14 protein-coding genes are annotated in these 19924 nt (G+C 65.9%); 8 read left to right on the top strand and 6 right to left on the bottom strand.

The features are described 5' to 3' along the window. Window positions 1-13: 13 nt before the first annotated feature. Window positions 14-820: a dimethylmenaquinone methyltransferase gene (locus ASB57_RS19170; protein ID WP_057656271.1), complete on the bottom strand. Its 807-nt coding sequence runs from the start codon at window positions 818-820 to the stop codon at window positions 14-16. A gap of 154 nt (window positions 821-974) precedes the next feature. Between ASB57_RS19170 and ASB57_RS19165 the strand changes: the two genes are divergently transcribed. After that, window positions 975-2570 (top strand): IclR family transcriptional regulator C-terminal domain-containing protein, encoded by a 1596-nt coding sequence (locus tag ASB57_RS19165; RefSeq protein ID WP_057653663.1) that lies wholly within the window; start codon window positions 975-977, stop codon window positions 2568-2570. Between the two features lie 13 nt (window positions 2571-2583). Here ASB57_RS19165 and ASB57_RS19160 read toward each other — a convergent pair whose 3' ends face one another. From ASB57_RS19160 to ASB57_RS19150, 3 genes are all read right to left on the bottom strand, one after another. After that, entirely contained in the window at window positions 2584-5004 is a 2421-nt protein-coding gene (locus ASB57_RS19160; RefSeq protein ID WP_057653662.1) for a TonB-dependent receptor, read from the bottom strand. A 297-nt stretch (window positions 5005-5301) separates the two neighbouring features. Next, window positions 5302-6312, bottom strand: coding sequence for a FecR domain-containing protein (locus ASB57_RS19155; RefSeq protein ID WP_057653661.1), 1011 nt, complete (start codon window positions 6310-6312; stop codon window positions 5302-5304). Window positions 6313-6318: 6 nt separating this feature from the next. Then, entirely contained in the window at window positions 6319-6870 is a 552-nt protein-coding gene (locus ASB57_RS19150) for a sigma-70 family RNA polymerase sigma factor (protein WP_057653660.1), read from the bottom strand. 401 nt (window positions 6871-7271) lie between these two features. Here ASB57_RS19150 and ASB57_RS19145 point away from each other — a divergent pair, with 401 nt between their 5' ends. Beyond that, window positions 7272-9503 carry an NADP-dependent isocitrate dehydrogenase gene (locus tag ASB57_RS19145; RefSeq protein ID WP_057653659.1) on the top strand — a complete coding sequence of 744 codons (2232 nt, stop codon included), beginning with the start codon at window positions 7272-7274 and terminating at the stop codon, window positions 9501-9503. Window positions 9504-9583: 80 nt separating this feature from the next. Here the strand turns inward: ASB57_RS19145 and ASB57_RS19140 are convergent, their stop codons facing one another. Both ASB57_RS19140 and ASB57_RS19135 read right to left on the bottom strand, forming a co-directional pair. Next, complete coding sequence (locus ASB57_RS19140) at window positions 9584-10951, bottom strand: hypothetical protein (protein ID WP_156414212.1); 1368 nt, start codon at window positions 10949-10951, stop codon at window positions 9584-9586. Window positions 10952-11011: 60 nt separating this feature from the next. Continuing rightward, on the bottom strand, window positions 11012-12472 hold the full coding sequence (locus tag ASB57_RS19135; RefSeq protein ID WP_057653657.1) for an amidohydrolase family protein: 1461 nt from the start codon (window positions 12470-12472) through the stop codon (window positions 11012-11014). Between the two features lie 327 nt (window positions 12473-12799). Between ASB57_RS19135 and ASB57_RS19130 the strand changes: the two genes are divergently transcribed. From ASB57_RS19130 to ASB57_RS19105, 6 genes are all read left to right on the top strand, one after another. Beyond that, window positions 12800-14239, top strand: coding sequence for a M81 family metallopeptidase (locus tag ASB57_RS19130; protein WP_057653656.1), 1440 nt, complete (start codon window positions 12800-12802; stop codon window positions 14237-14239). Window positions 14240-14301: 62 nt separating this feature from the next. After that, entirely contained in the window at window positions 14302-15879 is a 1578-nt protein-coding gene (locus tag ASB57_RS19125) for an ABC transporter substrate-binding protein (protein ID WP_057653655.1), read from the top strand. An 18-nt stretch (window positions 15880-15897) separates the two neighbouring features. Further along, entirely contained in the window at window positions 15898-16833 is a 936-nt protein-coding gene (locus ASB57_RS19120) for an ABC transporter permease (protein ID WP_057653654.1), read from the top strand. Between the two features lie 22 nt (window positions 16834-16855). After that, window positions 16856-17776 carry an ABC transporter permease gene (locus ASB57_RS19115; protein ID WP_057653653.1) on the top strand — a complete coding sequence of 307 codons (921 nt, stop codon included), beginning with the start codon at window positions 16856-16858 and terminating at the stop codon, window positions 17774-17776. A 12-nt stretch (window positions 17777-17788) separates the two neighbouring features. After that, the gene (locus ASB57_RS19110) at window positions 17789-18808 is read left to right on the top strand and encodes an ABC transporter ATP-binding protein (RefSeq protein ID WP_057653652.1); all 1020 of its coding nucleotides are present in this window, start codon (window positions 17789-17791) and stop codon (window positions 18806-18808) included. Further along, window positions 18805-19830, top strand: a complete 1026-nt coding sequence (locus tag ASB57_RS19105; protein ID WP_057653651.1) for an ABC transporter ATP-binding protein — start codon at window positions 18805-18807, stop codon at window positions 19828-19830. The genes ASB57_RS19110 and ASB57_RS19105 overlap by 4 nt, the downstream gene beginning before the upstream one ends. Window positions 19831-19924: the final 94 nt, after the last annotated feature.

Below are 19924 nucleotides of genomic sequence, written 5' to 3'. Positions count from 1 at the left end.
CCTGTCCTTGGCTTCAACGGCTGCCGGCGGGCCGGGCCGGCGCGATGGCGGGACGACCGGCGCCGACCCATTGCCTGTATTGCTCGCGCGTGGCATCGCTGGGCGGATAGAGCCCCCACAGCGCTTCGCCGGCCTGCACGCGCAGCGCCAGATAGGCTTCGATGTCGTCACGCTTCTCGCACAGGTCGGCCATCTCTTCCGCCATGTGCGCCGGAATGACCGTGATGTTGTCGCCGTCGCCATGGATCACGTCGCCGGGATAGATCGCCACGCCGGCGCAGCCGATGGGCACCTGCAAGTCCGCCACGTGGTGGTAGCTCAGGCGCGTGGTCGCCGTGACGCCGGTGCTCCAGATGGGGAAATCCATATTGCTCAGTTCGGTGCCGTCGCGGAAGCTGCCGTCGGTCACCACGCCGCGCGCGCCCCGCATCATCATGCGGGTGACGAGCATATTGCCCATGGACGCGGCGCGGCCGTCCTTGTTGCTGTCGATGACCAGTACGTGACCGGGCTCCAGTTGCTCGACGCCCACCCACTGCAGGTTGTCGGCATTGGGTGTGGTGGTCAGGTTGCCGTAGTAGTCGATGTCTTCGCGGGCGGGCACGAAGCGCATGGTGTACGCGCGGCCGGCGAAGGGTTTGATCTTCCTGTTCAAGGGCGTCAGGCCGTGCAGCACCGGCTGGCGTATGCCTTTGATGTACAGCTGGGTGGTCAGCGAGCCGCTGGTGGCCTTGGCCAGACGGTCGAGCACCGAGTCGGGCACATGGGGCGCGGGAGCCCGCTGCGGGATGGTCGTCAAGGGGGGCGCTGCTTGGGTCATGATGGCGTGTCTCAGAATGTGGGAATCGAAGTCCCCGTGTTCGGGCTGGGCATACACGTCCCATCCTAGATACCTTGGCCATCAAATAGAATCGTCTTACCCGAGCTTGGCACTGCGGTCAGCGGGTTCAGTTCCACCATTTGAGACACGCGCCATGGTTAGCAATCCGGGAGAAGGCACCGGTTCACTTGAGAAAGCGCTCGACCTGCTCGATGCGGTCGGCGCCGCGCCGGCCGGGCTGGGGCAGACCGAGCTGGCCGAGCGCCTGGGCTTGCCGCGCACCACGGTCTATCGCCTGCTCGCCACCCTGGTCGCGCGCGGCCTGTTGCGGCGCGACCCCTTGCGCAAGGTCTACTGTCTGGGCTTCCGTTGTTTCGAGATGGCGCGCCAGGCCCATGCCATGCCGGACATGGTGGCGGCTGCTGCCATGGAACTGCGCCTGTTGCGCGATCTCACCGGCGAGACCACTTACCTGGCCGCCCTCGACGGCCGCGAGGTGATTTCGCTGGAGCGCTGCGATGGCGCGCACAGCCGCCGGTCCGCCGCGGCCCTGGGCGAGCGCAAGCCCGTGTACTGCACCAGCCAGGGCAAGGCCATTCTGTCGGCCATGCCGGACGAGGCGCGCGAACGCATCGTGCGCGAGGCCACGTTGAAGGCGCTGACTCCCATGACCATCACCGACCGCCGGCGCCTGCACACGGAGCTGCGCATCACGCGGTCGCGCGGCTATGCCATCGATGATGAGGAAATCGTGCTGGGCGTGCGTTGCGTGGGCGCGCCCGTGGTGGACGGCGCCGGCCAGGTGCGCGGCGCGATCAGCGTCGCCGGACCGGCGTATCGGCTGACGCGCGAGCGGCTGGAGTTGCTGGGCCCGGAAGTGGCCGAGGCGGCGCGTCGCGTCGGTGCACAGCTGCCGGCCACCGGCGCGGACCTGGCGCCTGGCGCCGCGGCCGCGGAGGCGGCGGTGACCGCCGTCGCCGGGCCGTGGGCGTTTCGCGGCGCCTATCCGCGCTGGTCGGCGGATGGCGCGCGGCTGTGGTGGGCCGATGTCCTGGCGCCGTCAGTGCGGCTGTATGAGGACGGCCAGGATCGCGAAGTTGCCATGCTGGAGTCGCCCATCATCGGCCTGGTAGCGGACGGCGTCGGGGTCATCGCCCTGCACGAGCGGGGCGCCCAGCGTATCGGGCCGGACGGTTCCAGCGCGCCATTGGAGGATTGGATCAAGGGCCAGCCGCTGGCCATCTGCAACGGCGACGGCGATTCGGTCTGGGCGGCGGTGAGCCTGCCCGAGGCCGGCGCCGCCATCGGCACCTTACGCGCCGATGGGGCATTGGACGTGCAGTGGCGTATCGGCGAGCCGGTGGGCTGCCTGGCCTGGAATGCCGCGGACAGCAGCCTTTACGCCACCACGCCAGGCTCCGGTGCCATCCTGATGTTGCGGCCCGGCCAGGCGGCGGTACGCCGCCTGGCGACCTTGCCGCGGGGCTCCGGCCGCATCGGCGGGCTGGCCTTCGACGGCTTGGGCGGCGTATGGACCGCGCTCAACGACGGCTGGTCGGTCATCCGTATCGCCCAGGATGGCCAGCTGGACCGGGTCGTCGGCCTGCCCGTCCCGTGTGCCACGGACCTGGCGTGCGTGACCCTGGCCGGCAGCCGGCGCCTGGCCATCACCACTGAGCGCCAAAGCGTCTCCATGGACGCGCTGGGCAGCGCGCCCTTGTCGGGACGCCTGCTGCTGCTCGATTTGTAGACGACGGGCGGCGCTACAGATCCACGCTCACCGACAACATGTAGGTACGCGGCCGGCCTTGCATCAGATAGCCCTGCCCACCTATCCAATAACTCTTGTTGGCGATGTTCTCGACGTTGAAGCGGAAGGCGGTCTGCCGACCCGCGATCACCGTCTGGTAGCGCAAGCCGGCGTCGTAGCGGATCCAGCTGGGGATGGACTGCTGATTTCCCGCGTCGACATATTGCCGACCCGTATAGATGCCTCTGCCGCTGACCGTCAGGCCCGGCAGGATGCCCGGATCCCATTCCGCCCCCAGGTTGACCTGTACGTCCGATGCGCCGCTGACCCTGTTGCCGTCGTTGGCGCCATTGGTGGTCTTGACCTGCCGCGCATCGATCAAGGCCACGCCACCCAGCACGCGGATATCGCGCGTGACTTCGCCGTAGAGATTCAGCTCCAGGCCCTTGGTCCTCTGCTTGCCATCCGATGTGTAGTCCAGGCCATTCGGCTGGGCGTTTGGCGTGGTGATCTGGTAGGCGCTCAACGTCGCCAGCAGGCCGCCGAAATCGTATTTGGCGCCGACCTCGTACTGCTTCGACACGAAGGGCCGCAGCACCGCGCCGCTGTTGTTGTAGCCGGCCGGCACCGTACCGCCCTGTTGCAGGCCTTCGATGTAGTTCGCGTACAGCGACAGGTTCCGCGTGGGCCGTACGTTCAAGCCCGCCGCGTAGGTGACGGCGCTCTTGTCGTAGTGCGTGAGCTGGTCGCCGGTCGTGTCGGAGAAGGATTTGGCGTCCACGTTCTGCTGCCGCGCGCCCAAGGTCAGCTGCACCTTGTCGTCGATGAAGGACAGCGTGTCGGCCACCGCCACGCCGGACAGCGAGGTTTCCCCGGTCTTGGGCACGCCATTGGCATCGGCCATGCCGGCAATGCTGGGCTTGGGGATGAACGTCGGGTCGTAGATATTGGAGTAGGTCGTCGACAGCACGTTCTGGGCGATGCCGTTGCTCACATGCATTCCAGAAACCGCGACCGACCAGTCATGCTTCACGCTGCCCGTGCGCAACGTGCCGCGCAGTCCTGCCTCGGCCGACACGCTGTCGCGGTATAGCGGCCAATACACCGTGCGCTGGGCGATGGTGCCCTTGCCGTCCATCAGGAAGGTATTGGCGAACAGCTCTTCTTCCGTCATGCGCGAGCCGCCCACCGCGGCATAGGCGGTCACGTCAGGCGTGATGTCGATTTCGCCGCGCGCCGTCGCGAATTTCGTCTTGGTATTGTCGTAGGACCAGTCGTTCTGCCAGTTCTCCCGCGGGTCCTTGGGCGGCGCCGGAATATGGAAGGTGTTGGAGAGCAGGTACGTGGTGCGAGCCGGCGATTGCGTGTCGTTTTCCCGATAGCCGAAGTTGGTGGACAGGCGCACGTTTTCGCCGCGCCAATCGAGTGCCAGGGTGGCGGTACCCACTTTCTGGGACTGATGGTCGCCCGCCGTGTCGCCGTCTCGATACGCGCCGGTCAGGCGTATGCCGAAATGGTCATCCGGGCCGAAGCGACGGCTGAGGTCGATGGTGGTGCCGAACTGGCCGGTCGACACATAGCCGAACGACACCCGGTTCAGCGGCGTCTCCAGGGCCTTCTTGGGCACCTGGTTGATCATGCCGCCCACGCCGCCGATGGGCCCCAGGCCATTGAGCAGGGCGTTGGCGCCTATCAGCACATCGATGCGCTCGATCGATTCGATGCCGGGCGTGCCGATGCCATACAGGCCGTCGTAGGCGATATCCAGCTGCGAGACCTTGTTGCCGCGGATGAAGAAGTCGGTCGACCCATCGTTGTCGGGATAGAAGATGCGCACCGACGGGTTGTTCGCCAGGACGTCGGATACCGACTTGGCCTGCTGGTCACGGATCAGGGCCGCGGTGTAGGTGACGCTGTTGAACGGTGTGTCCATCACGTCCTTGTTGCCGAGGAAGCCCAGGCGGCCGCCCGCGGCGATCTGTCCGCCCGCGTACGCCGGCGGCAGCACGTCGCGGCCGGCGCTGACCCTGACGGGGTCAAGGGTGGTCACCGCGGCAGCACCAGCCGGCGCGGGCCGCAGTCCGTAGCTGCCGTCGGCTTGCCGGTAGGCTTCCAGCCCGGTGCCCGTCAGCAAGGCCGCGAAACCCGCGTTGGTGGTGTATCGGCCCTTCAAGCCCGGGCTCGTCTTGCCTTGCGCCTGCTCACTGGCGCCGATCAGATAAACGCCCGCGTCCGCCGAGAACCGCAGCAGCGCGTCGCGCAGGGAGCCCGCGGGGATGTCGTAATTCCTGGCGGTATCGGTCTGGCTGCCAGGGGCGGGCAGGGGGCGCGCCTGTGCGTGGACCTCGGCGGCCCAGGCCACGCATGCCGTGGCACTTGCGAATATGACCAGGGGCGCGGTCCAGGCCCGGGCGCCGGGGGAGAAGCGGGACATAAAACGGTTCCTTCAACGGAGTGATCAGGGTGAGGAAGGAGGCTGTCTCGTCTATCTCGATGCCCCTGCGATCGCCGGGCTGCCGGCCTATCGAATTCCCTTCCTGATGGCTTAAACCGTTTAGGGCCCCAAACCCGGACAGGACTTTTGCGGATATTTGTTCCGCCACGTCGCAAGATCATGATTTTTCTGGAGATATTTTTTTGACGCCGGGCCGCCCCAAGTCAAAAAGCGTTCCCCCAGGGTTGCCCTGAGGGGCCTTTTTTGACCGGTGGCAGGTTCGGGCGGCCGCGGGTCTTATGAACGCGGCTCGATGCTGATCCACCAGGGCAGGGTCCGGCGCACCTGGATGGGCAGGGCCGTGGTTAGCATGGCCAGCGCGTGATCGGTGTCGCGTACGGGGAAATTGCCATACACCTTGAGGTCGGCGACGGCGTCGGCCAGGCCGATGTGTCCGTTGCGGTAACGGCGCAGTTCCGCCACGACATCGCGCAGGGTCAGGTCGCGGGCCACCAGCAGCCCGCTGGTCCAGGCCGCGCGGGCCGGATCGGCGGGCGCCGTCTGCGTAATGCCGTCGCGGGTGAATACGGCCTGGCGGCCTGCTTCGATGACGGCCACGGTGTTGCTGGATCTGACCCGGATCTCGACGGCGCCTTCATACACGGCCATGCGCGTCTGGCCGCGGTCCTGCAGCACGTTGAAGCGGGTGCCCAGCGCGCGCAGCCGGCCTTGGTCCGTGTCCACCAGGAATGGCCGCGCCGCATCGGCGGCCGTGTCGATGAAAATCTCCCCGCCCACCAGGGTGATCAGGCGCTGGCTGGTGCTGTAGGCCACGTTGATGGCGCTGGCCGTGTTCAACCAGATGCGGGTGCCGTCCTCCAGCACGATGTCCCGCTGCTCGCCAACGCCGGTGCGATGGTCGGCGGCCCAGGCCAGGACCGCGCCGGGCAGCAGCGCGTTGCGCCAGGCCAGCCACCCCAGCGTACCGGCGCCGGCCGTCGCCACGATGCCGGCCAGGGCACGGCGGCGGCGCCGGAAGCGCGCATTGGCGCGCGTCAGGGTGGCGGCCGCGATGCGGGGATCGACCGATTCGTAAAGCGGGGCGAAGCGGCCGCTGATGTCTTCTACGTACTGCCAGGCGGTTCGATGCTCGGCGGACGCCTGCAGCCATTCGTGCCAGCGTGCCTTGTCGTCATTGGTGACCCGGTGCGAGCAAAGCAGGGCATACCAGTCGGCGGCCTGTTCCAGCACCGCGTTGGAGGGCTCGGCGGGCGCGTGGGAGGAGGGAAGCAGCGTGTCCGCGACCATGCTGGTTCAGCCGCGTCCATCCTGGCGCAGTTCGCCGACTGTCTGGCGCGCCCGCAGCTTCAGGCATGCCAGCATCACCTGCGCGACGTAGCGGCGAACGCTGCGATCGGACACGCGCAGCTCCGCGGCGACTTCCAGGTCGGTCATCTGGCAGGCCACCGTCAGGACGAAGGCCTGGGCCGCCTTCTCCGGCAGCGCGCTGAGCATGGCGCCGACTTCATGGAGCGCCTGCAGCACGATGGCCTGGCGTTCGGCGGACGGGTAGCTGGCTTCGGGCTGGGCGGCCAGGGTTTCCAGCCAGGCCCGCTCGATTTCCTGCCGGTGCCACAGGTTGACGCACAGATTGTGGGCCGTCGTGCGCAGATAGCCGCGCGCTTCAGCGGCGGTGGCGAAACGGACGGGAGCGGACCGGGCCATCAGCCTGACGAAGGCGTCCTGGGCCAGGTCGGCGGCATCCGCCGCGCTGCCCAGGCGGCGGCGCAGCCATCCCTGGAGCCAGCCGTGGTGATCGAGATACAGCGCGCGCAGATCCTTCTGCATGGAGAGTTCGGCCGGCATGGCGTGTCCTGGACCTGACGGGGATGGCGAAAAGTTTGTTAAGAATGATTTCTATTTATAGTTTATTTGGGCGAAGCGGGCAATCAGGGCGCGGGCTGTCGTTCAACTGAAAGCGGGCGCGGTTTTCCGGGGCAAAATGCCTCACAAAGCGCGCCGGAAGTCGGTGATACACTCTTACACCGCTGTGAGAGTCCAGGTTCGGTCCAAGCGAACAGACCCGCCCCGGCGGTCGCGGACACGGTTTCCCGTCTCCGTTTTCCTCCGTGGCAGGCCTTTCATGCCCGCCCCCCGTATTCGATATCCATCGAAGCGATCCGCCGGGTTCCCGACGATCGATCCGCCGACTCCGCGTCACACAAGAATTCAGGCAATCCCTTAATCGAGTCAGGGCTACGAGAAAAATGTCTACTACGTCGAAGATCATTTACACCCTCACTGATGAAGCGCCGGCGCTGGCAACGTATTCGTTGTTGCCCATCGTCCAGGCCTTCACCCGTCCCTCCGGTGTCGCGCTGGAGACGCGTGACATTTCGCTGGCGGGCCGCATCATCGCCGTCTTCCCGGAATATCTGACCGACGCGCAAAAGCAGTCGGACGCCCTGGCCGAACTGGGCCAGCTGGCTACCAAGCCCGAAGCCAACATCATCAAGCTGCCCAACATCAGCGCCTCGATCCCGCAGCTGAAGGCCGCGATCAAGGAACTGCAGGAACAGGGCTACAAGCTGCCGGCCTACCCGGACGAGGTCAAGAACGACACCGACAAGGACGTCAAGGCCCGCTACGACAAGATCAAGGGCAGCGCCGTGAACCCGGTGCTGCGCGAAGGCAACTCCGACCGCCGCGCGCCGTTGTCGGTGAAGAACTACGCCCGCAAGCATCCCCACAAGATGGGTGCCTGGACGGCCGACTCCAAGTCGCACGTCGCCCACATGGAAAGCGGCGACTTCTTCGGCAGCGAAAAGTCGGCGCTGATCGCCGACGCCGGCAGCGTCAAGATCGAACTGGTCGGCAAGGACGGCGCCAGCACGGTGCTGAAGGAAAAGACCGCGGTCAAGGCCGGTGAGGTCATCGACGCGTCGGTCCTGAGCAAGAAAGCCCTGCGCACCTTCCTGGAAAAGGAAGTCACCGACGCCAAGGCCAAGGGCGTGCTGTTCTCCGTCCACCTGAAAGCCACCATGATGAAGGTCTCCGACCCCATCATCTTCGGCCACGCCGTGTCGGTGTTCTACAAGGACGTCCTGACCAAGCATGCCGACGCGCTGAAGACGGTCGGTTTCGACCCCAACAACGGTATCGGCGACCTGTACGCCAAGCTGAAGGATCTGCCGGCCGCCAAGCAGGCTGAAATCGAAGCCGACATCAAGACGCTGTACGCCAACCATCCGCAGCTGGCCATGGTCAACTCGGACAAGGGCATCACCAGCCTGCACGTGCCCAGCGACGTGATCGTCGACGCCTCCATGCCCGCCATGATTCGCGACTCCGGCCGCATGTGGGGCCCGGACGGCCAACTGCATGACACCAAGGCCGTGATCCCGGATCGCTGCTACGCCGGCGTCTACCAGACCGTGATCGAGGATTGCAAGAAGAACGGTCCCTTCGACCCCGTCACCATGGGCAGCGTGCCCAACGTCGGCCTGATGGCGCAAGCCGCCGAAGAATACGGCTCGCACGACAAGACCTTCCAGATCGCCGCTGACGGCGTGGTGCGCGTCACCGACGCCGCCGGCAAGGTGCTGCTGGAACAGCCGGTCGAAACCGGCGACATCTTCCGCATGTGCCAGACCAAGGATGCCCCGGTGCAGGACTGGGTCAAGCTGGCGGTCTCGCGTGCCCGCGCCACGGGCGCCCCGGCCGTGTTCTGGCTGAACAAGGACCGCGCCCACGACGCGCAGATCATCGCCAAGGTCGAACGCTACCTGAAGGACCACGACACCAAGGGCCTGGATATCCAGATCCTGGCGCCGGTCGAGGCCACCCAGTTCTCGCTGGATCGTATCCGCGCCGGCAAGGACACCATCTCGGTGACCGGCAACGTGCTGCGTGACTACCTGACCGACCTGTTCCCCATCATGGAACTGGGCACCAGCGCCAAGATGCTGTCCATCGTTCCGCTGATGGCGGGCGGCGGCCTGTTCGAAACGGGCGCGGGCGGTTCGGCTCCCAAGCACGTGCAGCAGTTCGTCGAGGAAGGCTTCCTGCGTTGGGATTCGCTGGGCGAATTCATGGCCCTGGCCGCTTCGCTGGAGCACCTGGGCAACGCCTACAAGAACCCCAAGGCCGCCGTGCTGGCCAAGACCCTGGACGCCGCCACCGGCAAGTTCCTGGACACCGACAAGTCGCCCGCGCGCAAGGTCGGCGGCCTGGACAACCGTGGCAGCCATTTCTACCTGGCGCTGTACTGGGCCCAGGCCCTGGCCGAGCAGACCGAGGACAAGGACCTGCAAGCCAAGTTCGCTTCGGTGGCCAAGACCTTGACCGAGAACGAAGCCAAGATCGTCCAGGAACTGGGCGCGACGCAGGGCAAGCCGGTGGACATCGGCGGCTACTACCGTCCCAACGCCGACAAGACCAGCAAAGCCATGCGTCCCAGCGCCACGCTGAACGCCGCGCTGGACTCCATCGGCGAGTAAAGCATCGCAGTCTGCTTGCCTTGATCGCTTGATCGGGCAGGAACGGGCCGGAGAGCAATCTCCGGCCCGTTTTGTTTGGCTCAGGCTTGCCGGCCTGCGTGGCCTGCCTGGCCTGCTGAGCGTGCCTGCGCGCGTTGCGTGTCCAGGATCTGGTTGACCACCTGGAATACCGCCATCGTCCCGTCGGCGATGTGCTGTACCTGTGTCCTGACCGCGGCGAACACCTGCGCGACCAGGTTTTCGTTCGCGACGAATGTGGCAAGCGCGGCGGGTACGGTGGCGTCCAGATCCAGCTGCGGATAAGCGTTTTTCTGCAGGAAGAGATCGGTCAGGAAGAGGGCGAATTCGTGCGCGCCATCCAGGTCGGAGAATTGCCGCCATTGGCGGGAGTGCGCATCGACATTGTGGGTGTACCAGAACTCGACCGCTATCTGGAGCGCGCTCGATCCCGTCAGGGTACGCGGCAATACATCCACACGCAGGCCGATGATGTGCCCCAAGGCGGCATTGAGCTCATTGAGCAATTGGTTCAGGGCCACGACCAGCGTCTCGACGGGCGGGCGGATGGATCTTGCCGCCGTTCCTTTCCCTGGCCTGCGCCTGGATGCAGCGGCCGCGGCCGCGCCGGTGCCGAGCAAGGCGTCGATGTGTTCGATATCCGTGGCAAGAAAAACCGGCTCGGTGCCGCGCGCGCGTCCGGCGTCGCACAGCTGGTTCTGCAGGCTGATGATCCAGCTGCGCGTCCGTTCCAGCTTCAGCGTGACGGATGGCGGCAAGTCCAGGGGCGTGTCACGCTGGCTGGCGCTGAGCATCCGCCACGCTTCCGCGAATTCGGTGGACCAGGGCTGCTGCTCCCACCTGGCGGCCAGGTCGAGCATACGCGCCGCGGCGTTGTCGTACGCCGCGTCTTCCTGCGGTCTTGCCAGCACGACGCCGGCCTGCACGGCCATGCGTCCGGCTCGCTTGATGAAGGCGTCATGCGTGCTGCTCACACGCGCTTCCCGCTCGATCAACTGCGTCAGGAAGCGCGCGGGATCCGTGGGAAAGTTGAATCTGTCCGGCAGCGAACGCAGGGTCTGCTCGATGATCTCGACCGGTGTTCGCCCTGGCTGCGCGGCTTCCTTCAGGAAGCGTTCCAGCGCCAGCGCGACCTTCGTGGCCAGGGCGTACTGGTGGGGCGGGCGATCCAGGTAGTTGACCACGTGATCGAAAAGTCGGCTGTCACGCCCGGCGTAGCGTTCCGTGTTGCCGGTGACATGCAGCGTTGCGATGACGCTGATGACGCGCTGGGTCAGGCACTTGCGTTCAAGGTCATCGCGTGGGCCCAGGTATTCCGCCACGGCCCGCCGCAGGTCTTCCGCTGGCGTCGTGCCCTGCGGTTCCTCGTCCCGCTTGATGGGCGTAACGGAGGGGGGCAATAGTCCTGAGATATTGGTGTGCGTATACATATCCATGCCCTGAGTAAGAATCAGGCATGGGTGTCGCATGACGTGAAATAAGTTTCATCGTCAAGCAGTCTGTCCGATTCGCTCGGCAATGAAACTGCCCGGCCGTGCGCCCGTGGGCGCGCCGTCCGTCCAGGTTGCCACGCCGCCGACGAACACATGCCGCATGCCCTCGCAGGGCGTCTCCGGTTCATCGAAGGTGGCGCGGTCGATGATGGTGTCCGGGTCGAAGACCGCGAGGTCGGCGTGGAAGCCCTGCGTCACCTGCCCGCGTTCGCGCAGGCCGAAGCGCAGGGCCGTCAGGCCGCTCATGCGGAATACGGCCTCTTCCAGCGTAAGCACGCCCAGGGTGCGCGCGTAGTGGCCCAGCACGCGTGGGAAGGTGCCCCACAGGCGCGGGTGGGGGCGGGCGTCGGCGGCCAGGCCGTCGGACCCTATCATGGTGTCCTGGTAAGCCAGGATGCGGCGCACGTCCTTGTCGTCCATGATGAAGTAGACGGCGCCGCCAGGCAGCAGGCGTTCCGCCGCTTCGCGGCGCGAGCAGCCCCACTCGTCGGCCAGCTCTTCAAGATAGCGTCCGCTGGCTTCGGGATGCGGCTTGGACCACGTGATCATGATGCGGTCGCAGATCTCCACCCGCTCGGGGCGCAGCATGGTGGACGACGCGTCGTAGGGATAGCAGTCCATGCAGACCGCCTGCCGCGCCGCCGCGGCGCGCACATGGGCCAGTGTCTGTTCCGAACGGCCGTGGTTCTGTTTGCCCACCAGCTTGTGATGCGACAGGACGATGGGCACGTTCAGCGCGGCGCCGATGCGCAGGCTTTCGTCGATGGCGTCCATGACGCGATTGCCCTCATCGCGCATATGCGTCGCATAGACGCCGCCCAGGCGCGACAACGGTTCACAGACCGCGATCACTTCCTCTTCGGTGGCGGCGGCGGCCGGCGGGTAGAAGGTGCCCGTGGAAACGCCCAGCGCGCCGTCGCGCAGCGCCTGTTCGACGTCGGCGCGCATGGCGGCGATCTGCGCCGCGTCGGCCGGCGCATCCAGGTTCGCCATATGGCGCACGCGCAAGGTGGAATGGCCGACCATGGCGGCCACGTTCACCGCGGGGGCTTGCGCGGCGATCGCCGCGCGATACTCGGCGAAGCTGCCGAAGCGGTAGCCCCCGCCCAGCAGGTTCAAGGGCGGCGGCGGCAGTTCTTCCGACTGCAAGGGCGCCAGGCTGATCCCGCAATTGCCATTGATGACGGTCGTCACGCCCTGCGACACCTTGGGCGTCATGTCGGGGGTTTGCAGGACCGCCCAGTCGTCATGCGAGTGGCAATCGATGAAGCCGGGCGCGACGACCAGTCCGCTGACATCCATCCTGCCGCCCGGCCGCGTCGTCGCCGAGGCCAGGTCGCCGATGGCGGCGATGCGCCCGGCGCGCACGCCGACATCGGCGCGGCGGCGTGGCGCGCCGGTGCCATCGACGACGTCGCCGCCTTGGAGTATCAGGTCATACGCTTGCTGGGCGTCCATGCTGGAGATCCTTGAGGAAGAGCGGAGCCTGGGATTGTGCGTTCGGATGACGATTCTGGCTAATGCCTAAGCTGACACGTCCCATAACCTGCGTGGCGGGGCCGCCTTCTTACGCAAAGCACCATAACCTTTCGGGCATGGTAAACCCTCGATCCAATCTGCCAAACGGCAAAGTTCACCCTTAATCCTCCGCGTTAACCCTAGGAAACGGGCACGCGGATAACCTCGGGTTATGGTCCCTGCCGCAATTGCTATTTGTATGACGTTCGACCCCAACGGCATGATGCCTTCCTGGATCCCAGTCGCGGAATTCCAAGGACATTCGCCATGCGTATCTTCAGCGCCGGTCTCGGCACCGAGACCAATACTTTTGCTCCCCTGCCGACCAGCCTCGATTCCTTTCGCGGCAAGGAGTATTTCCCGGCGGGCCAGCACCCCGACACGCCCACCGCACAGGGCGCACCGCTGTGGGTGGCGCGCAAGCGCGGCGCGCCGTTGGGTTGGACGTTGAAGGAAGGCCTGGTGGCGTCGGCGCAGCCCAGTGGCACCACCACCCGCGACGCTTACGAAACGCTGCGCGAGGAAATCCTGGCGGACCTGCGCGCGGCGCTGCCCGTGGACATTGTGCTGCTGGGCTTGCATGGCGCCATGGTGGCCGACGGTTATGACGACTGCGAAGGCGACCTGCTGCAGCGGGCCCGCGCAATCGTCGGACCCGACGTCGTCATCGGCACGGAACTGGATCCGCATGCGCATCTCAGCCCGCTGATCGTGGACAGCGCCGACGTGGTGGTGCTGTACAAGGAATACCCCCATACCGACATCGTGCATTGCGCCGAACAGTTGCTCGATCTGTGCCTGGACAAGGCGCGGGGCAAGACGCGGCCGGTGGCGGCGCTGGTCGACTGCGAGATGGTCGTGCCCATGCACACCTCGCGTGATCCCGCCAAGGGCTTCGTCGATCGTCTGCGCGCCATGGAAGGCAAGGATGGCGTGTTGTCGCTGTCCTTCTCAATGGGCTTCGCCACGGGCGACGTGCCGGAGATGGGCGCCAAGGTGCTCGTCTATACGGACGGCGACGAGGCGCAGGCGCGCGGCCTTGCGCGCAAGCTGGCGGATGAGCTTATCGGCCAGCGTGAAAACCTGATGGTGAAGTACCGCACGGTCGACGAGGCCATCGATGAAGCGCTGGCCTTCGATGGCGCGCCGGTGGTGCTGGCCGATCGTGCCGACAATCCCGGTAGCGGCGCGCCCGGCGACTCCACCTACGTGTTGCGCCGCTTGCTCGACCGCCACATCACCAACGCCGCGCTGGGACCCTTGTGGGACCCCATCGCCGTGCGCATCGCCTTCGACGCGGGCGAGGGCGCCACCTTGCCCATGCGTCTGGGCGGCAAAGTGGGTCCCTTGTCCGGAGACCCGGTGGACGTGACCTGTACCGTGCGCGCCTTGCGCCGCGATATGAAGATGACCAGCCTTACCGGCAGCCCCGCGCCCATGGGCGATTGCGCGCTGGTGCACGCACAAGGTGTGGACATTGTTCTGGTGTCGAATCGAAATCAGGCAATCAACACGGATCTGTTCTCGCAACTGGATTGCGACCTTGCCGCGCACCGGATCGTGGTGGTGAAATCGGCCCAGCACTTCCATGCTTCGTTCTCAAAGCTTGCCAAGCATATCGTGTATGTGGGCGCGCCAGGTGTCGCCACGCCGGACTGGAAGACGCTGGTTTACAAGAAGATCCGCATGCCCAAATGGCCGCTTTGAAGCGGCCCGCCTGACGCGCGATTCCCCTTATTTTCCCGACCCCGAACCTACGGAGCCGTCCCATGAAACGCCGCCTGTTCTCCGCGCTTGCCGCTCTGTCCATGGCCGCCGCCTGCCTGTCCGGCGCGCCCGCCCAGGCCGAGGGCAAGACCCTGCGGCTGGTGCCTTATGCCGATCTCAAGGTGCTGGATCCTTTCTTCACCACGGCTTACATCACCCGCAATTTTGGCTTCATGGTGTACGACACCTTGTTCGCGCCCGATGCCAAGGGCAATCCGCAACCGCAGATGGTGGCCAGCTACAAGACGTCGGAAGACGGCAAGTCGTGGACCTTCACCTTGCGTGACGGCCTGAAGTTCAGCGACGGCAATGCCGTGAAGTCCGCCGACGTGGTGGCGTCGCTGGAGCGTTGGGAAAAACGCGACAACATCGGCCGCGCCATGGTGGCGGCCGGCGGCAAGTGGGCCGCGGTCGACGACAAGACCTTCACGCTGACCTTGAGCCAGCCTTTCGGGCCCGTGCTGGATGGCCTGGCCAAGGTCGCCAGCTACCCGGCCTTTATCATTCCCGAGCGTCTGGCGAAGATGCCCGACACCGCGCCGCTGAACGAGGTGGTCGGGTCCGGCCCCTACCTGTTCAAGCGCGACGAATGGGTGCCCGGCAGCAAGCTGGTGTTCCTGCGCAACCCCGCCTATGTGGGACGCAGCGATGCCCCGTCCGGCCTGGCCGGCAACCGCACCTCGCATGTGGACCGCGTCGAATGGGCCATCCTGCCGGATGCCAACAGCGCCATCGCCGCATTAAAGAATGGCGAAGTCGACATGATCGAAGAGGTCACGCCCGACTACATCAAGGCCCTGCGTAGCGACAGCGATGTCCATACCGGTGTGACCGGCAAGTCGCAGGCCTACCTGATCATGAATCATCTCAACCCGCCGTTCGACAAGCCGCAGGCACGCCAGGCCTTGCGCCATGCCATCGACCAGGAGAAGTTCGTGGCGGCCATGGGCTACCCGGAAGATCTGCGCATGAACTACTGCGCGTCCTTCTTCATCTGCGGCAGTCCCAATGAAAGCAGTGCCGGCGCCGAGCCTTATCGCAAGGTGGACATGGCCCTGGCCAAGAAGCTGCTGGCCGATGCTGGCTACAAGGGCGAAAAGGTCGTGGTGATGTTGCCCACCGATGTGGCTTATCTGAATTCGGCCACCCTGGTGGCGATCCAGGCCATGCAGGACCTGGGCATGAACGTGGATATCCAATCGATGGACTGGGCCACCGAGACGGCGCGCCGCGCCAGCAAGAACCCGGTGGAGAAGGGCGGCTGGAGCGTCTACCTGTCGTCGGCCGCGGACTACAACGTCAACTCGCCGCTGAACAACACGTACCTGGGCGCCGCTTGCGGCAACAGCCTGCCGGGCTGGCCGTGCGACAAGCAGCTCGACGAATTGCGCACGGAGTGGATAGCCGCCACCGAGCCGGCCAAGCGCAAGGAATTGCTCGACAAGTTCCAGGCGCGCGCTTATGAAGTGCTCCCGTACATCGCGGTGGGCCAGTTCGATCGCGTCCACGCGGTGCGCACGGCCATCAAGCACAGCGACCTGCTGTGGGGCTTGCCCAATGTCTGGGTGCTGGACAAGTAAGCGCGGTACGGAGTTCGCATGGCTTATGTTCTGCGACGCATTCTTGCCACGCTGCCGGTCATGGCGGTGGTGGCGGTGATCGTCTTCCTGCTGATTCACCTATCGCCCGGCGACCCGGCGGCGTTGATCGCCGGCGACCTGGCCACCGCCGAGGATATCCAGCGCCTGCACACGGCGCTGGGCCTGGACCAACCGCTGTGGCAGCAGTTCTTCCTGTGGGCGGGCCGGCTGCTGCAGGGCGATCTGGGCACGAGCCTGTTCACCCAGGTGCCCGTGTCCAAGCTGTTGGCGCAGCGGCTGGAGCCGACCTTGTCGATCGCGCTGCTGACCATGGGCGTGTCCATCCTGGTGGCCATCCCGATGGGCGTGCTGGCGGCCTACAAGGCTGGCAGCTGGATCGATCGCCTGGTGATGCTCTTCGCGGTGCTGGCGTTTTCGGTGCCGGTGTTCCTGGTCGGCTATCTGCTGATCTACGGTTTCGCGGTGCAGCTGCATTGGCTGCCGGTGCAAGGCTATACCCGCCTGTCCACGGGGCTGTGGCCATGGCTGCGCAACCTGATCCTGCCCTGTGTGAACCTGGCGCTGGTGTATATCGCGCTGATCACGCGCATGACGCGCGCCACCGTGCTGGAAGTGCTGCATGAGGACTACATCCGCACCGCCCGCGCCAAGGGCCTGGCGGTGTTGCCGGTGCTGGGCCATGCCTTGCGCAATGCGGCGATTCCCATCGCCACCACGGTGGGCGTCGGCATCGCGCTGCTGATCGGCGGCGTGGTGGTCACGGAAACCGTGTTCGCCATCCCCGGCATCGGCCGGCTGGTGATCGATTCGGTGCAGCACCACGACTATCCGGTCATCCAGAGCGTGCTGCTGCTGTCGGCCGCCACTTACGTACTGATCAACCTGCTGATCGACCTGAGCTATCGCTTGTTCGATCCACGCATCCGCTACTGATGCGGCCCCAGGGGAAATGACAATGTCTGAAACGACCGCAGGTTCCGGTGTGACGGACGCCGTGGACGCCGCCGCCGCGTCCGGCGCCGCCATCGCCCAGGACGCGCCGCCTTCGCTGCGCTGGCGCTGGCTGCGCAAGCACCCGACCCTGATCCTTGGCCTGGTGCTGCTTATCGCCATCGCGGTGCTGTCGCTCGCCGCGCCCTGGATCGCCACGCACAATCCCACTTCCATCAATCCCTTGCAGCGTCTGAAGCCGCCGACCGCCGAGCATTATTTCGGCACCGACGCCCTGGGACGTGACGTGTTCAGCCGCGCCGTGTGGGGCGGCCGCGTATCGCTGGTGGTGGCGATTTCGGTGGCCTTGCTGGCGACCGTGCTGGGCGTGGCGCTGGGGCTGATGGCCGGCTTCGTGCGATGGACCGATTCCTTGATCATGCGTGTCATGGATGGCTTGATGGCGATTCCGGACATCCTGCTGGCCATTGCCCTGATGGCGGTGATACGCGCAAGCCTGTCCACCGTCATCCTGGCCATCACCATTCCCCAGGTGCCGCGCGTGGTACGGCTGGTGCGCTCGCTGGCGCTGACCCTGCGCGAGCAGCTGTTCGTCGAAGCGGCGCACGCCATCGGCACGCGGCTGCCGGTGATCCTGGTGCGCCATATCCTGCCCAACATCGTCACCCCGCTGATCGTGCAGGCCACCTTCATTGCCGCCACCGCGGTGCTGACGGAAGCGGTGCTGTCCTTCCTGGGCGTGGGCGTGCCGGCCCAGGTGCCGAGCTGGGGAAATATGATGGCCGACGGCCGCAACTTCGTGGCTGTGGCCTTCACGGTCATCCTGTTCCCTGGCGTGCTGTTGGCCCTGACCGTACTGGCGATCAACATGATCGGCGACGGCCTGCGCGATGCGCTCGATCCGCGCCTGGCCAATCAACTGTAAGGAGGGTGGGACATGATTGAAGCTCCGTCGTCCGCGCCGGTCCTGCTGGAAGTGGACAATCTTTCGACCTGGTTCGACACCGTGGCCGGCACGGTGAAATCCGTCAACGGCGTGTCCTATCAGGTGCGCGCCGGCCAGACCCTGGGTGTGGTGGGTGAATCCGGCTGCGGCAAGAGCGTCACCGCGCTGTCCATCATGCGGCTGCTGGCCATGCCGCCGGCGCGCTTCGCCAGCGGCGCGGTGCGCTATCGCGGCACCAATCTGCTGGATCTGACTGAAAAGCAGATGCGCGCCATCCGCGGCAATCGCATCTCCATGATTTTCCAGGAGCCGATGACGTCGCTGAATCCGGTGCTGACCGTGGGGCGGCAGATCGCCGAGACGGTCATGGTGCATCAGAAAGTGGGCAAGCGCGAAGCCATGGCGCGTGCCACCGAAATGCTGCGCCTGGTGCAGATCGCCGAGCCGCAGCGCCGCGTGCAGGAATATCCCCATCAGCTGTCCGGCGGCATGCGCCAGCGCGTCATGATCGCCCTGGCGCTGGCCTGTAATCCGGAAGTGTTGATCGCGGACGAGCCGACCACGGCCCTGGACGTGACCATCCAGGCCCAGATCCTGGACCTGTTGCGTGGCCTGCAGGAGAAGCTGGGCATGGGTATCGTGATGATCACCCACGACCTGGGCGTGGTGGCCGAGTCCTGTCAGCGCGTGGTGGTGATGTACGCCGGGCGCAAGGTGGAAGAGGCGCCGGTGGCGGATCTGTTCGACCGCCCCTTGCATCCGTATACCCGCGCGCTGATGGCGTCGATGCCGTCCATGAACAGCGCCGGCCGTCTTACCGAGATTCCCGGCATGGTGCCCGCGCTCACGCAGCTGGGCGCGGGTTGCAGCTTCGCGCCGCGCTGTGCCTATGCCACCGACCGCTGCCGGCGCGAGACGCCGGTCTTGCGTGGCTTGGGCCACGACCATGTCGTGGCATGTTTCGAAGCCGAACGCGTCGCCGCGGATAGCCTGGAAGGGGTGACGGCATGAGTGGAGTTCCTTTGCTCCAGGTGCGTGATCTGGTCAAGCACTACGCCGGTTCGTCCAGCTGGCTGGGCCGCAAGCGCCCGACCATCCAGGCGGTGGACGGCGTGTCCTTCGACGTCGAACGGGGCGAAACCCTGGCGCTGGTGGGCGAGTCCGGTTGCGGGAAAACCACCACCGGAAAATCGGTCTTGCGGCTGATCGAGCCGACGTCCGGATCGGTGAAACTGGATGGCGAAGACATCGCCAAGCTGGATACCGCCACCATGCGCGAACGGCGGCGCGACATGCAGATCATCTTTCAGGACCCTTACGCGTCGCTCAATCCGCGCATGACGGCCGGCGCCATCGTGGCCGAGCCCATGCGCAATTTCAGCGGCGCGCAGGGGCATGGCGCGCGCGAACGGGCCGAACGCGTGGCCTGGCTGTTTTCCAAGGTGGGCTTGCGGCCGGAGGCCATGAAGAAGTTTCCGCACGAATTTTCGGGCGGACAGCGGCAACGGCTGGGCATCGCGCGCGCCCTGGCGCTGCAACCCAAGCTGATCGTGTGCGACGAGCCGGTGTCGGCCCTGGACGTGTCGGTGCAGGCGCAGGTGATCAATCTGCTGACCGATCTGCAACAGGAGTTCGGCATCGCCTACCTGTTCGTGGCCCACGACCTGGCCGTGGTGCGCCATATCAGCCATCGCGTGGCGGTGATGTATCTGGGGCAGGTGGTCGAGCTGGCGGATCGCCAGACCTTGTTCGCGCAGCCGCGCCATCCCTACACGGAGATCCTGCTGTCAGCGGTGCCGGTACCCAATCCGCACGTGCGCAGCCAGCGCATCCTGCTGCGCGGCGATCCGCCCAGCCCGGCCAATCCGCCCAGCGGTTGCCGCTTCCATACGCGCTGCCCGCTGGCGCAGGAGATCTGCAAACAGGAGCGGCCGGTGCTCTCGCCGCGGACGGACGGGGCCGCAAGAACGGACGGCGCCGGCACGGGCGCTGACAGGGGCGCGACCCAGTGGGTGGCCTGCCATTTCCGCTGAATGATGCTCAGCACTGAAAATTTGGTGTCGCGACTGCGTTAATTGCCTTGATCCCGTGCCGTTAAGCAATGCAGCCACGCTGTATGCAGGCGGG

Origin of the sequence: Bordetella sp. N, assembly GCF_001433395.1 — a bacterium.
GTDB lineage: Bacteria > Pseudomonadota > Gammaproteobacteria > Burkholderiales > Burkholderiaceae_B > Bordetella_C.
The sequence above is the reverse complement of the archived record's forward strand: the minus strand, read 5'-3'. Positions and strand labels throughout refer to the sequence as shown.